This is a genomic window from Niallia circulans NBRC 13626 (assembly GCF_001591585.1).
In the GTDB taxonomy this organism is placed as follows: Bacteria; Bacillota; Bacilli; order Bacillales; family Cytobacillaceae; genus Niallia; species Niallia circulans.
Genome location: NZ_BCVE01000001.1, coordinates 22,247 through 36,285 on the forward strand (window position 1 = coordinate 22,247; position 14,039 = coordinate 36,285).

The 14,039-nt window shown below is 32.8% G+C and carries 27 protein-coding genes and 1 pseudogene; 26 read left to right on the top strand and 2 right to left on the bottom strand.

All coding sequences use genetic code 11. From position 1 onward, the window contains the following. The first annotated feature begins 113 nt into the window (after window positions 1–113). Together speD and BCI01S_RS00105 are read left to right on the top strand one after the other, a co-directional pair. Window positions 114–920: an adenosylmethionine decarboxylase gene (gene speD / locus BCI01S_RS00100; protein ID WP_061795917.1), complete on the top strand. Its 807-nt coding sequence runs from the start codon at window positions 114–116 to the stop codon at window positions 918–920. A gap of 201 nt (window positions 921–1,121) precedes the next feature. Further along, window positions 1,122–1,412 (top strand): annotated as a pseudogene (locus BCI01S_RS00105) (amidohydrolase); the annotation flags it as partial. Between the two features lie 80 nt (window positions 1,413–1,492). On the opposite strand, the gene BCI01S_RS00110 reads toward BCI01S_RS00105, so the two are convergent. Together BCI01S_RS00110 and BCI01S_RS00115 are read right to left on the bottom strand one after the other, a co-directional pair. After that, entirely contained in the window at window positions 1,493–2,614 is a 1,122-nt protein-coding gene (locus tag BCI01S_RS00110; protein WP_061795921.1) for a site-specific integrase, read from the bottom strand. 255 nt (window positions 2,615–2,869) lie between these two features. Next, the gene (locus BCI01S_RS00115; RefSeq protein WP_061795923.1) at window positions 2,870–3,223 is read right to left on the bottom strand and encodes a helix-turn-helix domain-containing protein; all 354 of its coding nucleotides are present in this window, start codon (window positions 3,221–3,223) and stop codon (window positions 2,870–2,872) included. 381 nt (window positions 3,224–3,604) lie between these two features. Between BCI01S_RS00115 and BCI01S_RS00120 the strand changes: the two genes are divergently transcribed. The 24 genes from BCI01S_RS00120 (at window position 3,605) to BCI01S_RS00220 (ending at window position 14,027) form a co-directional block, all read left to right on the top strand. Beyond that, a complete protein-coding gene (locus tag BCI01S_RS00120) occupies window positions 3,605–3,826 on the top strand; it encodes a helix-turn-helix domain-containing protein (RefSeq protein ID WP_061795926.1) in 222 nt (73 codons plus the stop codon). Window positions 3,827–3,862: 36 nt separating this feature from the next. Next, window positions 3,863–4,066 (top strand): hypothetical protein, encoded by a 204-nt coding sequence (locus BCI01S_RS00125; protein ID WP_061795931.1) that lies wholly within the window; start codon window positions 3,863–3,865, stop codon window positions 4,064–4,066. A 34-nt stretch (window positions 4,067–4,100) separates the two neighbouring features. After that, window positions 4,101–4,328 carry a hypothetical protein gene (locus BCI01S_RS00130; protein ID WP_061795934.1) on the top strand — a complete coding sequence of 76 codons (228 nt, stop codon included), beginning with the start codon at window positions 4,101–4,103 and terminating at the stop codon, window positions 4,326–4,328. A gap of 110 nt (window positions 4,329–4,438) precedes the next feature. After that, the gene (locus tag BCI01S_RS00135; RefSeq protein WP_061795938.1) at window positions 4,439–6,439 is read left to right on the top strand and encodes an AAA family ATPase; all 2,001 of its coding nucleotides are present in this window, start codon (window positions 4,439–4,441) and stop codon (window positions 6,437–6,439) included. Between the two features lies 1 nt (window position 6,440). Beyond that, on the top strand, window positions 6,441–6,689 hold the full coding sequence (locus tag BCI01S_RS00140) for a hypothetical protein (RefSeq protein ID WP_061795941.1): 249 nt from the start codon (window positions 6,441–6,443) through the stop codon (window positions 6,687–6,689). After that, window positions 6,686–6,946 (top strand): hypothetical protein, encoded by a 261-nt coding sequence (locus BCI01S_RS00145; RefSeq protein WP_061795943.1) that lies wholly within the window; start codon window positions 6,686–6,688, stop codon window positions 6,944–6,946. The genes BCI01S_RS00140 and BCI01S_RS00145 overlap by 4 nt, the downstream gene beginning before the upstream one ends. A gap of 21 nt (window positions 6,947–6,967) precedes the next feature. Beyond that, window positions 6,968–7,879 (top strand): recombinase RecT, encoded by a 912-nt coding sequence (locus BCI01S_RS00150; protein ID WP_061795945.1) that lies wholly within the window; start codon window positions 6,968–6,970, stop codon window positions 7,877–7,879. Continuing rightward, window positions 7,876–8,577 (top strand): MBL fold metallo-hydrolase, encoded by a 702-nt coding sequence (locus BCI01S_RS00155; protein ID WP_061795947.1) that lies wholly within the window; start codon window positions 7,876–7,878, stop codon window positions 8,575–8,577. The genes BCI01S_RS00150 and BCI01S_RS00155 overlap by 4 nt, the downstream gene beginning before the upstream one ends. A 51-nt stretch (window positions 8,578–8,628) precedes the next feature. After that, window positions 8,629–8,796: a hypothetical protein gene (locus BCI01S_RS25085; RefSeq protein WP_156485365.1), complete on the top strand. Its 168-nt coding sequence runs from the start codon at window positions 8,629–8,631 to the stop codon at window positions 8,794–8,796. Next, window positions 8,793–9,200: a YopX family protein gene (locus tag BCI01S_RS00160; RefSeq protein WP_061795949.1), complete on the top strand. Its 408-nt coding sequence runs from the start codon at window positions 8,793–8,795 to the stop codon at window positions 9,198–9,200. The genes BCI01S_RS25085 and BCI01S_RS00160 overlap by 4 nt, the downstream gene beginning before the upstream one ends. Then, on the top strand, window positions 9,197–9,547 hold the full coding sequence (locus tag BCI01S_RS00165; RefSeq protein WP_061795955.1) for a YopX family protein: 351 nt from the start codon (window positions 9,197–9,199) through the stop codon (window positions 9,545–9,547). The genes BCI01S_RS00160 and BCI01S_RS00165 overlap by 4 nt, the downstream gene beginning before the upstream one ends. Beyond that, window positions 9,544–9,825: a hypothetical protein gene (locus tag BCI01S_RS00170; protein ID WP_061795960.1), complete on the top strand. Its 282-nt coding sequence runs from the start codon at window positions 9,544–9,546 to the stop codon at window positions 9,823–9,825. The genes BCI01S_RS00165 and BCI01S_RS00170 overlap by 4 nt, the downstream gene beginning before the upstream one ends. A 68-nt stretch (window positions 9,826–9,893) precedes the next feature. Continuing rightward, window positions 9,894–10,073, top strand: a complete 180-nt coding sequence (locus tag BCI01S_RS00175) for a hypothetical protein (RefSeq protein WP_061795965.1) — start codon at window positions 9,894–9,896, stop codon at window positions 10,071–10,073. A 19-nt stretch (window positions 10,074–10,092) separates the two neighbouring features. After that, complete coding sequence (locus tag BCI01S_RS25090) at window positions 10,093–10,239, top strand: hypothetical protein (RefSeq protein ID WP_156485366.1); 147 nt, start codon at window positions 10,093–10,095, stop codon at window positions 10,237–10,239. A 29-nt stretch (window positions 10,240–10,268) separates the two neighbouring features. Next, window positions 10,269–10,574 carry a hypothetical protein gene (locus tag BCI01S_RS00180; RefSeq protein ID WP_061795969.1) on the top strand — a complete coding sequence of 102 codons (306 nt, stop codon included), beginning with the start codon at window positions 10,269–10,271 and terminating at the stop codon, window positions 10,572–10,574. Window positions 10,575–10,688: 114 nt separating this feature from the next. Further along, on the top strand, window positions 10,689–11,000 hold the full coding sequence (locus BCI01S_RS00185) for a hypothetical protein (RefSeq protein ID WP_061795971.1): 312 nt from the start codon (window positions 10,689–10,691) through the stop codon (window positions 10,998–11,000). A 15-nt stretch (window positions 11,001–11,015) separates the two neighbouring features. Further along, entirely contained in the window at window positions 11,016–11,381 is a 366-nt protein-coding gene (locus BCI01S_RS00190; protein WP_061795973.1) for a hypothetical protein, read from the top strand. A 336-nt stretch (window positions 11,382–11,717) separates the two neighbouring features. After that, window positions 11,718–12,284 (top strand): DUF3310 domain-containing protein, encoded by a 567-nt coding sequence (locus BCI01S_RS25840; RefSeq protein WP_061795975.1) that lies wholly within the window; start codon window positions 11,718–11,720, stop codon window positions 12,282–12,284. Next, on the top strand, window positions 12,281–12,448 hold the full coding sequence (locus tag BCI01S_RS25565) for a hypothetical protein (protein ID WP_167555717.1): 168 nt from the start codon (window positions 12,281–12,283) through the stop codon (window positions 12,446–12,448). Before BCI01S_RS25840 ends, BCI01S_RS25565 begins: the two co-directional genes overlap by 4 nt. Then, the gene (locus BCI01S_RS00200) at window positions 12,445–12,798 is read left to right on the top strand and encodes a hypothetical protein (protein ID WP_061795977.1); all 354 of its coding nucleotides are present in this window, start codon (window positions 12,445–12,447) and stop codon (window positions 12,796–12,798) included. Before BCI01S_RS25565 ends, BCI01S_RS00200 begins: the two co-directional genes overlap by 4 nt. Before the next feature lie 2 nt (window positions 12,799–12,800). Beyond that, a complete protein-coding gene (locus tag BCI01S_RS00205) occupies window positions 12,801–13,073 on the top strand; it encodes a hypothetical protein (protein WP_061795979.1) in 273 nt (90 codons plus the stop codon). Window positions 13,074–13,084: 11 nt separating this feature from the next. Beyond that, window positions 13,085–13,576, top strand: coding sequence for a hypothetical protein (locus BCI01S_RS00210; protein ID WP_061795981.1), 492 nt, complete (start codon window positions 13,085–13,087; stop codon window positions 13,574–13,576). Beyond that, window positions 13,576–13,791, top strand: coding sequence for a hypothetical protein (locus BCI01S_RS00215; protein ID WP_061795983.1), 216 nt, complete (start codon window positions 13,576–13,578; stop codon window positions 13,789–13,791). The genes BCI01S_RS00210 and BCI01S_RS00215 overlap by 1 nt, the downstream gene beginning before the upstream one ends. Continuing rightward, on the top strand, window positions 13,791–14,027 hold the full coding sequence (locus BCI01S_RS00220; RefSeq protein ID WP_061795985.1) for a hypothetical protein: 237 nt from the start codon (window positions 13,791–13,793) through the stop codon (window positions 14,025–14,027). Before BCI01S_RS00215 ends, BCI01S_RS00220 begins: the two co-directional genes overlap by 1 nt. The last annotated feature ends 12 nt before the right edge of the window (window positions 14,028–14,039 follow it).

Sequence of the window (14,039 nt, forward strand, 5' to 3'; positions counted from 1 at the left end):
TAAAACTTATCACTAATTCTTCTATGGAAAAAGGAAGGATTAGTGATTTTTTGGTTATTCCCCAATCTGTTCGGGTAACATAATTGTACCAATTGTTTAAAAGGGGGATAAACATGAGTTTAACACCTCAACAGCGTATAGAATTACATGGTTTTAACAATTTAACAAAGTCATTGAGCTTCAATATGTATGATATCTGTTATACTCGAATAAAAAGGGAACGAGAGGCTTATCTTCAATATATCGATGAGCAGTACAACGCTGAGCGTCTGACGAAAATCTTGAAAAATGTTTCCGATATTATTGGCGCACACGTTCTAAATATTGCAAAGCAAGACTATGAACCACAAGGAGCAAGCGTAACACTGCTCGTATCTGAGGGACCAGTTGCTGAAGCTTCAAAAGAAGTATTTGAGGAATCTCCTGGACCACTTCCAGGCTCAGTGGTAATGCATCTCGACAAAAGTCATATAACGGTACATACATATCCCGAATATCATCCAGATGAAGGAATCAGTACCTTTCGTGCTGATATTGATGTTTCAACGTGCGGGGAAATTTCGCCATTAAAAGCTTTAAACTATTTAATCCACTCTTTTGACACAGACATTATGATAATGGACTATCGTGTAAGAGGATTTACCCGAGATATACATGGTCATAAACTATTTATCGATCATGATATCAATTCCATTCAAAACTATATTCCCGAAAAGACAAAATCACAATTTGATATGATTGATGCCAATATCTATCAAGAAAATATATTTCATACAAAATGCAAGTTAAAACAATTCCATTTAAATAATTATTTATTTGGCTGCAAAGAAGAAGAATTATCTGAAGAAGATCGGATATTGATAACAGCAAAACTCACACAGGAAATGAATGAAATTTTTTATGGGAAAAATATAAAGTGATTTATTACAAAACTGGCGACGTCTTTTAAATAAAAGCGAAGCCAGTTTTTTCATTAAGTTATCAAACATCATATTTAGGAAAACATGGTAGATTCCATTGCATAATTATACTTTATATATTATTTTTAAACATGTTTTTCTAGCTTTTTTTTTTAAAATTGGTAAACTATTATTGTAGAAAGATAGAAAGGTGCGAAAATGATGAAACAAATCATCCTAGATACAATTAATGAAAACGAAGCAAAATTTAAAGATATTAGTATTTATATTGGAGAAAATCCTGAGTTAGGCCATGAAGAATTTAAAGCATGTGAAATTTTAACTGACACCTTAAAACAGCATGATTTTAACGTAGAAATAGGAATCTGTGATTTACCTACTGCCTTTAAAGCAACCTTTGACAGCGGCAAAGCTGGTCCAGTTATCGGCTTTATGGCAGAATATGATGCACTTCCTGAACTTGGACATGCATGTGGACATAATTTGATCGGGATTGTGGATTATTAAAAAGAAGCGCTTTGTATCAGTGTTTAAGAGGGCGCTTCTTTTGATTTGACCACATTTTGACCACATTACAACTCTTTTACTCGTTTTTCGAACAATTCAGCTACATTTGATTGCATTGAGATGGATGAATGACTATATGTATCTAAAGTCATTTTTATTGAAGAATGCCCAAGACGATCTGCTACTAATTTAGGGTTTACTTTTAATTCTAAAAGAATAGTAGCGTGTGTATGTCGTAAATCGTGTATACGTATTTCTGGAACGCCAGCAAGCTTACAAATTCTCCTAAACGGACGATTTAAGTTAGTTGGTCGAAAAATACTTCCGTTTTCTCTACAAAATATCAATCCATTATCTTGATACTCATTTTTGAATATTTTCTTATAATATTGATTGCGTTCAATCTGACTCTTTAACACTTCTACACATACATCATTGATAGCAATTTGACGATAAGAAGATTCATTCTTAAGCAATGATAATTCTATTCCTTCTTGAGTTTCTGTGACACTTTGTTTTAAGGTAACTACCTTATTTGCAAAGTCAACATTAATCCTTGCTAATCCTAAAACTTCACCTTTACGCATCCCTGTATAAGCAGCGAAAGAAAAAAGGTTATAATAGAATGTATCGTATTCTTTAGCCGTCATAAGAAACTTGTTTAGCTGTTCTGCTGTCCAAACATGTAAGTTATTTTTTCTTTTAGACGAAATTCTTAATTTTTCAAATGGATTTTTATTAAGTATTTCTAACTCGACAGCGTGATTTAGAATTTGTTTTAAAAAAGTGACGGCTTTACGTATAGTTGAAACTTTGTATTTTTTGATTGCTTCATCTTTAAACCTTTGACCATGAATAGGTTTTAAATCTTGTAATCTAATATTACCGAAAAAAGGTATCAATTGCCTATTAATAGTAGATACATACCGTTCATATGTTGCTTGTCTTATGTTCGGTTTATAACTATCTAAAAATTCATTAGCAAATTCGGCAAAAGTAATTTTTGACGGTTCTATCCATAGTCCATTATTCAATTCATAATTAAGTTCATTTAAAGCTTTTTCTGCTTCTTTTTTTGTTTTAAATCCACTTTTCGTTTTTTGCTTACGCTTATTTGTAATTGGATCTCTTCCAACGTCAACTGTATAACTCCACGTTTTGCCTCGTTTCCTTACATATCCCTTCATTTTTCATACTCTCCTTTTTACCTGTTCCAACAATTATCAGCGTTTCTGTGATTAGTATTGTATCCTTAGGTATATCGCTAACTTTAACTATTTTCATTCGTTGGCCCCCCTACCAAAGAAAGTATACAGAACGTATGTTCTTATATTATGAGAACTATTATACCATTAATAGGTTTATAGAACGATGAAAAAAGGAGGAAAAACAACAATAAATTTTCGACATATTTCGCAACAGCTTGACGTTAGGGATTTACGTCAGTCGTTATTGCTATTTTTCTCGTTACGTTCTAACATCGCTATTATTTCTGCATATTTCAAAGCCTGTTCGGGGGTTATTCCTTTTTTTTCTAATTCTTTTCCAACGATCATCCATTTAACGCCAGCATCCTTTAATTCTTGTGGAGGTTCTTTTTTATCTTCCAACAGATCAACAATAGAAACATCTAGTATTTCAGCAAAATCTTGTAATCTTTCTATAGGTGGAATTGTGCTTTCGGATTCAACTTTAGAAACGTAAGTGTGTGTAACTCCTAGACGTTGTGCTAGTTCTTCTTGAGTCCATCCTTTACCTTTTCTTAATGCTCTAATTCTAATTCCAAAACCCTTCATGTTCTTCCTCCTAATATATTAAAATAGCATAAATACATTATGCTAAAACTTGAATGAATCCACAAGGTATAAGTTATATATTTTGAATAATAATTCTATGGATAACTTTGTAAATTCGGATTAAAAATCATAAAAATACAACAAACGAAAATAAAACGAAAAAAAATGCATAAAATAACTTGACTAATGATTCAAGTTATTTTATGATAAACACATGAAATAGAACACTGATTCAATCGCATTATCTAGATTAACTTGAACAACCATTCAAAAAAATGATAGTTATATAATCATTTTCAATCAGTAATGGAAGCAGTTCATTTTTTTATCACAAATAACTTGAATCATTGTTCAAATTTTAAATACTAAGGAGGTTTCTCAATGGAAACACAACATGATTATTACCTAAATTTATTGGTAGATTACCCAGAATTAATGAAGGCGGAGGACGTAGGAAAATTCTTTAATAAGAAGAGACGTTTCGGCTATGAGTTAATGAAACAATCTGGTTTCCCAACATTTAAAGTCGGTGGATTGAAGTATGTAACAAAGAAAGACTTTGCTAAGTGGTTAGAGAATAGACCTGAATCTAAAATATCTTAATGCCGATTAGATAACTAATGTGAGGGAATGGACAAAATGAAAAATTACGAAGCGTGGGACATTGAAAATAATTTTTCAATTTACAATGGTGGACATATTAATTCTTTAATTAATGAATTAATGGATTATATTGAATATCAAAACCATATCGATGAAGAGTTAATAAGTGAAGAAGAGATACGAAATTTAGATTCAAAAGCTTTAAAAAAAGTAGGTATAAAGATTTTTGTAAATGCGTAGTACGAAACTTATCCGCACTAAGGAGGTAAGAACATTGGAAAACGAACAAATTTTAAACTACATTCAGCAATCAATTAATAGTGGAGCAAGCATCATATTATCAATGGGTAACTTTAATCAAGAAACTTACGAAAAAGCGAAGAAAGAAGCTAACAACGTATTTGGTGAAATGACAGAAACAGAAAACTTATATGAAGGTTTAACTGTTAAATGTCTACAATCAGAGAAAGCGAATCTATATTTCAATGTTTGGCAAGTCTAATAGATTAATAAAAAAACTAACATACGCAGCCACGTAGTTAGTCTTTAAACAAAATATATTTAACCAAACTATAACAATATTTCTAATAATATTCAAGGAGGAATATTCAATTGTCTATCTTATTATTGAACAGACTATCATTAAGAAATTTTAAAGGGTGCAAGTCATTCGAATTAGTAGTTAACGGAAGAAACGCTAAGACATATGGAGATAACGCTACAGGAAAAACAACTTTGTTTGATGCATTTAGCTATTTATTTTTTGATAAAGATAGTCAGAATAAATCGAACTTTCAAATTAAGACTTTAGATGAAAATAACAATGTTATCCCTGGATTAGAACATGAGGTAGAAGCTGAATTTAATATTAATGGTGAATATCTAAAGTTAAAGAAAGTATTTGCTGAAAAGTGGACAAAGAAACGTGGTCAAGCGATAGCAGAATTTACTGGCCATACTACAACATATTTCATAGATGATGTACCAGTAAAGAAAAAAGAGTATGAAGCAAAGATCGAATCTATCATGAGTGAAGATATCTTCAAATTACTTACTAGTCCAACATATTTTAATGAACAACTTCATTGGCAAAAACGGAGAGAAATCTTACTAAGTATTGCTGGCGATGTTACCGACAATGAAGTAATTTCATCTAGTTCAAAATTAAGTGCATTACCATCTATTCTAAATGGTAAAAGCATTGAAGATTATCGAAAGATCATTGCTAGTCGAAGAAAGAAAATCAATGATGAGTTAGAAAAGATTCCTGTTCGTATCGATGAAATTAGACGTAACCTTCCAGACACAAACGGATTAGATAAATCGGCATTGGAACAGCAAGTAACAGCGCTAAATAATGAAATCGATGAATTAATGACTAATATCAATAGCATTAAGAACGGAAAAGCTATATCAGATATTCAACAATCAATCCAAAAGATAGACATGGAATTGTTAGAGATAAAGCGTGATAACGAATCAGATAGTAAAGAAAAAATCTATCAGTTAAAATCACGCATCCAAGAAGAAACATCAAATATTAGTATTCTAAATTCTAAAATTAATAATCAAAAGCAACTGAAATCTTCAAAAGAATATAGCATTAAATCACTAGAAGAAGAGCTAAACAATTTACGGCAAGATTGGACGGTAATAAACAAACTAGAGTTCACTCATGAAGATGCTTGTGTATGTCCAACTTGTAAACAAGACTTACCAGTTGAACAAGTAGAGGAAGTTAGAAACAAAGCTTTAGCTGCATTCAATAGTGATAAATCTAATCGAATAGAAAAGATCGATAAAGAAGGTAAATCCAAAAAAGAACGTGTCGATGTTTTAGAAAATGAAATAGCCAATATTAATGGTGAAATTGAAAAGATTGAAAAACAAGTAGGCGAAAAAGAAACATTCTTAAAAGGATTAAAAGAACAATTAAAACAGCTAGAATCAACTGTAACTGACGTGTTTGATAATCCTACTTATGTTGAGAAGCTAAAAGAAAAACAAAGCTTAGAGGGGCAAATAAAGGCTATTCGTGAGGATGCTAACAAACAAATTCAGAGTATTCAAATGGAAATACTAGATAAAAAAGAACAGCGTGATCAGATTCAAAACAAAATTGGTCAACTTGCAAACATCGATGCTCAAAATAAGCGGATTGAGGAACTAATGCAAGAGGAAAGGAACCTTGCTGCCGAGTTTGAAGAACTGGAAGGCAACTTATATCTAACAGAAGAGTTTATCCGTCTAAAGGTAACTATGTTAGAAGAACGTATCAATTCTAAGTTCAAGTATGCTCGCTTCAAACTGTTTGAAACACAAGTGAACGGTGGATTGCAAGAGGTTTGTGAAACAACGTTTAATGGAGTTCCATATTCTAGCGGTTTAAATAATGCTGCCCGCATCAATGTTGGATTAGATATTATCAATACTCTTTCGGAACACTATGAGTTCATGGCTCCTATCTTTATTGATAATGCCGAAGCTGTAACTAAATTGATAGATACGAAGGCACAGACAATTGCTTTAATTGTGTCTGAACAAGATAAAGAGTTACGAGTAGAAATTGAAGATGATTCAGACCTTATACCTGTAAATGTGAAGGTGGTTTAATATGGCCGAAATAGTTGAAGTTAAAGTTGTTACTGGGTTTAATTCCGATGGAGCTAGTCATGAAACGTTGTATATCGATGGGAAAGAACGAATTGGCACTTTTCCACTATATGATTGTCCAGAAGATGCAACATTAGAACGAGATATTGTAGGTGCTTCTGAGTTCGCAAGCTTATTAGAATCATTTCTTATAGAACATAACGGTAAAAAAGTGAAATTTGTTTACGAAGAAGAGGAGGAAGAAGAATGAGTAATTATAACGTTCAAGAAAGTGTTGAATTACAAAAGAGATTATGTGAAGAGAAGGGATATCCTCATTTTGCTCCCAGAAGTGGAGTTTGTTGGAATTGCCACAAGAATATCTATGAGCCAATTGAACAAAAAAGAATAATGTTTTTTGAAGACGGTAAACCAGAAAAAACTATTGTTACTGGAATTACAGTTGATAAAGCGGCAAATCAACTTGTAACCGGATGCCCGCATTGTAATAGAACATATTGTGATTAATTAAAAGGAGGAATCTTAATAATGAGTAATCAATTAGCAATGGTAAAAAAAGATACAGTGGATGTTGTTGCAAAAAAAGTGAAAGAGTTCCAGGAGAATAACGAAATTCATTTCCCTGCCAATTATAGTCCAGAAAATGCAATGAAGTCTGCTTGGCTAATTCTTCAATCGATTAAAACCGGAAAAAATAACGGATACAAGCCAGCCTTAGAGGTTTGCACAAAGGATAGTATTGCAAACAGCTTGCTAGATATGGTTGTTCAAGGATTAAACCCAGCTAAGAAACAAGGATACTTCATTGTTTACGGAAATCAACTTACATTCCAACGTTCATATTTTGGAACAATGGCTGTTACAAAAAGAGTAACTGGTGCAAAAAGTATCGAAGCAGCTGTGATCTACGAAGGTGATGAAGTCGATTATGAAATGATAAATGGCAAGATTACTAATTTAGTTCATAAGCAAAAATTCGGAAACATCGACAAAGATAAAATACAAGGTGCTTACTGCACGATTATTCTATCTGATGAGTCTAGTTATACAGAATTAATGACCATAGATGAATTAAGAAAAGCATGGAGTAAGGCTCAATTTTGGGGAGAAGGTCAAACAGAAGAGAAAAAAGGAACTACTCATGAAGAATTCCGCCAAGAAATGGCTAAAAAGACGGTAATAAATAGAGCGTGTAAAAAATTCTTAAATAGTAGTGATGATGGAAGCTTAGTGTTTGATCATATTAACCGAGAAGATGATATTTCAGCAGAAGTACAATTGCAAGAAGAGTTAGAGCAGAATGCTAATGGAGACATTATAGATGTTGAAGTTGAAGTTGAAGTGGTTGACGAAGCAAAAGACCCACAGAAACAGGAAGATACTGATATATCTCAAGATGAACCTAAGCAAGAAACAGAAAGTGATGGTCCTACCTGGTGATTGAGATAAAAACAATCTCCACAGGAAGCAAGGGGAATGCCTATATCGTTACTGATGGCATTACTCCTTTGCTCCTAGAATGCGGGATTACTTATAAAAATATTCAAAGAGCCTTTGATTTTAAGATGTCACAAGTAGCTGGGTGCCTAGTGAGTCACGAACATGGTGATCACGTTAAATCCATAAAGGATATTTTAAAAGCTGGAATAGACGTTTATATGTCCGCAGGAACGAAAGAAGCAATAGGGATAGAACACCATCGGATCCAAACTGTTCAATCGAAGAAGCAATTTAGAGTTGGTACATGGACTATATTACCTTTCGATGTCCAGCACGATGTATCTGAACCATATGGCTTCCTATTAGCTAATCAGCAAGGAGATAAGCTTTTATTTGCGACAGACACTTATTACATCAAATATCGCTTTGCAGGGCTAACACATCTAATGGTGGAGTGTAACTATGACATAGGCATTCTGAACGAAAATATAGCCAGTGGAAGAGTCCCAGCAGTAATGAAGAAACGACTTATGAAATCTCACTTTAGCTTAGATAACGTTAAAGAATTTCTAAGAGCGAATGATCTATCAAAAGTACAAGAAATATGGTTGCTGCATTTATCAGATAAAAATTCGGATGAAGCTATGTTCAAGCGAGAAATAGCTGAATTAACAGGAAAATTAATTTTTGTTCCATAAATTGCGCGGAAATAGAAACTCACGCTTATTATCATGTAGGGAGTGGTCGATGTGTCAGCACTTAAACAAGAAGTTATATACATCGAGAAAGAGCAGAAAAAAGAGGAAGCTAAGGAACATATTTTACTAGATTCGAAACATTGGATATGGCCGATTTATTTTTGGGCTGTATCCCTTGTCATAATAATCTTATTAGGGATGGGAGTTGTTAGTGGATGAGAGAAATAAAATTTAGAGGTAAAAATGTTTATACGGATGTATGGGTTTATGGGAATTTAATAACTACCGCACCAGAGGTAGCACCTACCATTGTAACGACAGGAAGTAGTTCAGTTGGCTATTCACAAATTGAACATACTGTGGACATAGATACGGTTGGTCAATATACTGAGCAAAATGATAATTCACAAGATAATATTGAAATTTTCGAAGGAGATATTGTAGCTCGAACAGTGTTAGCATTTGGAGATCAAAGAACATTTATTGGCGAAGTTAAAATGTATGAAGGATGTTGGTGGATAGATAATGGTACAGCAGCTATTCCACTATGGAATGAATTCCATGAGCTAAAAGTTTTAGGTAATATCTATGAAAATCCTGAACTGTTGGAGGAATCCATATGAGACAGTTTAAATTTAGAATGTGGGATACAAAAGAAACGTGTTTTATGAATCATTCTAGAGTTATTGAAAGTCTTGTTTCAGCTTTAGAAAATAACGGCGAAGGTAGATTTATCTACCAACAATATACTGGTTTAAAAGACAAAAACGGTGTGGAGATTTATGAAGGAGATATTCTTCAATATAAACGGTTGTTTAGCACAGGGTCAGAAAGCGAAAAGGAAGTTGTCCAATATAGTGAGCACGCTGAATGGATTGTAGGTATGTGGTTAGTCAATAAAATTTGGCATCGAGCAGAAGTAATCGGCAATATCTATCAAAACGCTAATTTATTGGAGGAATCAAAATGAGAGAAGGAGATTGGGTAGTAGTAGATGGGAAAACAGAATTTATCCATCGATGCACAGATACATGGGCAACAATCGGATCCTACGCAAAGGATATAACAACTGGCGAATATGTAGTAAATCATAAAGCAGCAAAAAGAATAGATGAAGTACAAATAGCACCATTAGATTTAGAAAAAACTGATATTATCGCAATGATTGGATTAGCTATTGATACAAATGATACTGAATGGTTTCACGAATTAAAGAAACAGTTAGACTCATTGAAGCAAGGAGTATAAAGGTTTGTTGCTTAGCAGGAAAAGTAGATTAGTAATTAGATAACTATATCCTATAGGAGTTGTAGGTTGTGAGTAAAACATATGGACAATGGCATTTAGATATAAGACCTAGCGAATGGACTCCTGATTACTCGCTATGTACTCTTGAAGAGATCGAAAGATGGGAACGTGATTTAGAAAAAGAGAAGCAAGGTCAGAGTGATTTCGAAGGGTTTTATGGATTGGGTGTTATAAGTAAGAATAGATAACTATAGCGAGGGATGAAAATTGGACGAAAATTTTATGGGGATGGATTTTTTTACAGTCACTTGTAATAAATGTAAATCTCAAAAAGTAGATGTTTTACCACTTGAAGAGAAAGTTATTTTTGAATGTAAAGATTGCGGGGAGATTGAAATGATGATTGTTAGATAACTAATATGCGACAGGAAGGAAGATGAAAAATGAAGATGATGAAATTATCACAATTAGCAGATGATGTAGAAATAAGTGTTGAGGAATCACATTTAACCTATACGGTAGCAGAATTAAAAAGGGAAATATTAGACCTTGGGGAACCACATCATGAAACATCTAACTGGTGTGTAATCAAAAGACAAAAATGGTCACCAAATGCAAACTACATGGTCGAAAGCTATATAGAATTAGAAGCACAAGAAATGTATGAAGATTGGGATGAGCGTGCCATGGATTGTATGACAGACGAAGTTATAGAGGAAATACAAGCTATTCTTGAAAAAAGCATTTAATAGTGACCACGCTACAGCTTATTGGACTTATGAGAATCCAGTTGAAATTGATATTTTCCCAGTTAAGTAACGAACCATACGAAACTACTGCGAAGCAGAGAAAGGAGCAAAAGCATGATTAACATGACGCTTTGTTTAACCTGTAATGGATCCGGTCAAATATACGCCGGTAAATTACATGGCAGACCTAAGTATCGTACTTGTCCACGTTGTCATGGTATAGGGGAACATGAAAAAGAAATTAATCGGAAGCCAAAAGAAGATAGAGGGCGTACAGGCGCAGAATTACAAGCGTATTGTCCGAAATGTACTAAACCAGTAGTAACAAATCAATATTTCAAAGCAACTAAATATACCTCCTTTACATGCTCGTGTGGATGCAATTGGAGAATGTTAATCGAAGATGCTAAGCAGAAAATAGTATGAAGGAGGAAGAATAAAGTGAATATAGATTTAGCTAAAACATTTATGAGGTTAGTCCAAAAACATTCGCCAAAATGTTTTATAAACCATAACTTCGAATTAATTGTCGAACCAAAAAACAATATTTATTTTAGATTAGAAGATGTAGAAACAGAACTAGAATTAAAGTGTAAAGTAATCGCTTGGCTGTCTAGACCAAGTTGTAAAGGTATTAGTGATTACTGGCAGAAGCGAATTAGATCGATAGTAAATGAATTTTTAGAAACTGATTTTAATTTTGAAGAAATGCAAGAAATCTACACATATTTAGGCAATGACTGTAACAGAAAAAAGACTATTCGGTTTATTGAGTCTAACTATGATTTAAGCATATTAACAGAGTAGTTCAAAACTATTGTTCAATTAGGAAGAATAACATTGATTTATAGCCTATAGTATTTTGTTTAACAACTGTTAAACAATGTGCATAAGCGTTCTATTGTATAAACTCTTAATAAATTGTAAAGTACGGATAAAGCTATTCAAGAAGAAAATAAATTAGATATTAAGTTCATATTAAAACAATCTAAAATTTTAATATATGACCATATAAACAAATAAGGTGAAAGATATGATCGTCTACACATGCGAAGAATGTAAGAAAACAGAAATAGATTATAAAATTATCCCTAAATTCAAATGCAGATGCTGCGGCAAATATATGGATGCGGAGGAAGAGGAATGAAGTTACCTAATAAATTCGAATTAGAAATAGAGTCAGGGTGCTATGTTGCAGAATTAAACAAAAAAGGAAATTATCTAATCAATGAAAACGAATATGCTCCACCTTATGTTAGAGATAAATTGAAAGATCGTATATGGAAATTGATTTTACCCGATGAATTTGAATTTATAAACCAAATGAACAAAGTAAGTACTGCTAAAAAATACAATGATAAATATTTAATAGGTTTAAAAGGACAGAGTAGTAGCATACGGATTTTCTATAGCGAAGTATATATGTATATTTTAGAAGGTAAATGGAGCATACTTGACGATCCAGAAGAAGAGTTAGACATCATTAATAATCCATCACACTACCACAAAAACGAAATAGATGTGAATGGGTACCTGGAGAAACACTTTCCTAAAGAAGGCGAATTTACAGTATCGGAAGGCTTCTATATTGGTAATGCTCTTAAGTATATATCCAGGTATAAATACAAGAATGGATTAGAAGATTTAGAGAAGGCAGCATACTATCTTGGTAAATTAATAGATATCGAGAAAGGAAACTTACCGTTATGACTTTAGGTGATTGGGTACGAAAGTATTTTCCAGATGCCACTGACAAAGAAGTTATGTTCATACTGTGGGAAAAAACTCCTTTCCCTTTGAGTAATGCTGAAACAACAGAAAAATACCTAAGAGCTTATAAAGAAGAAATCGAAGGAAAGAAGGTTAATATATGACTGCTGAATTAAGTGAACTCGAATATAAACTTGAATATCTACAAAAAGAAAACGATCAATTGATTGAAAAGTTAGCTGATATTCGAAGCTTATTTGATGAATCAGACCAAGAAGCAGAAGGACATGGTATGGAAGATATGATTGCTAGTCCTTATTCGGTACTATGCTATGCAGAAAACAAGCTAAAACGCCTTGTTGGTAAATTAGAATTAGCAGAGTCGAATAACAAACGGTTAATCTCGCAAGTTTCCAAACTAACAAAAGAAAACAATTATATTTACGGAAGGTTAAATATGATTTCCGATATTATCGAAAATGGCAGAAAAGAAATTGATAGATTGGGTGAATAATCATGCGTGACATAGGCGAAACTACTATTGACTGTAGAAATTGTAATGTAAGAATCATAGTAAATGAAGCAATAATCTCTAATGATCTACTAGATTGGAAGGATATTGATAACTATTGTTTAGAACTAACACTTAATGAAATAGCACAGCAAATTAATACTCCTGGAACTATCTATGTATGGGAAGAAAGCGGCTTAGTAGGAAATATATACTTGTTTAATAATCAAGGTGATCGCAAATGGCATAAACACGGCAAAACTAAAGGATTTGCATAGGAGGTTATGAAATGAAAACGTTAGATGAACATATATATGAGGTTAACCAAGATAGTGATTGGTATAAGAAGAAGGATAAACAGTTTGATGATATTAACAACTTCTATCGTATCATTAAAGAGAAATATGGATTTGAAGAAGGATTTGTTTTCTATCACTCTGAATATTTCGGAATTGAATATGGTACACCTGATTATGAAAAATTCAAAGATGAGTTACTTAAAAATTCTAATAAAGATGGTATTCATATATTTAAGAAAAAATCAAAATTCAATCAGATTATGAAAGGTTTACTTGATGAAGTAGAAGAAATTAGTCCTTTTAAAGCTCATGATACGTTTGGATTAAATAATACAAGAGGAAGTCAATGGGTAAACGGTAGATGGTTTTTCTCTATCGAAGATCCAGAAAACATAAATCAATTTGGTGCAATTAGTAGCGTTGAGTTTAAAGACTATCTAAAAGTAGTTATGGATGCACTTGAAAAGGAGGAACAAAAATAATGGACATCATCATTGCGTTAGAGAAAATGATCGTAAATGACATAGAAGATGAAACACTCGGTCCGTTAATTATAAATCCCGGTGATGAAGGTGTCATAACTGGTACAGGAGATTATCCAAATGGAAAAGCATTCGAAGTTAATATAAATGGAGATCAAATATTCTTATACGGAATTTCACCAAAGTTATGGAAGTTCAAGGAGGGGGAATGTTGATGGACCCAAAACTAGAAGCCGCAATTAATACTTATTTAGAAAAGAAAGAAGAAGATGCGTGGAATGAAGTAAAAGATAAAATGATTAGCGAAAATTCTCCTGAATGGATTAAAAAGACAATAAAAGACGCGTTCATTACCGGTTTTCAATCTGGAATTATAAAAACAGAACAAGAGATATTAGAAATATCCAAAACTAATCCAACTGCTTTTTATAACTGGCTTCAAGGAAAGTAAAAAAAAGAGGAT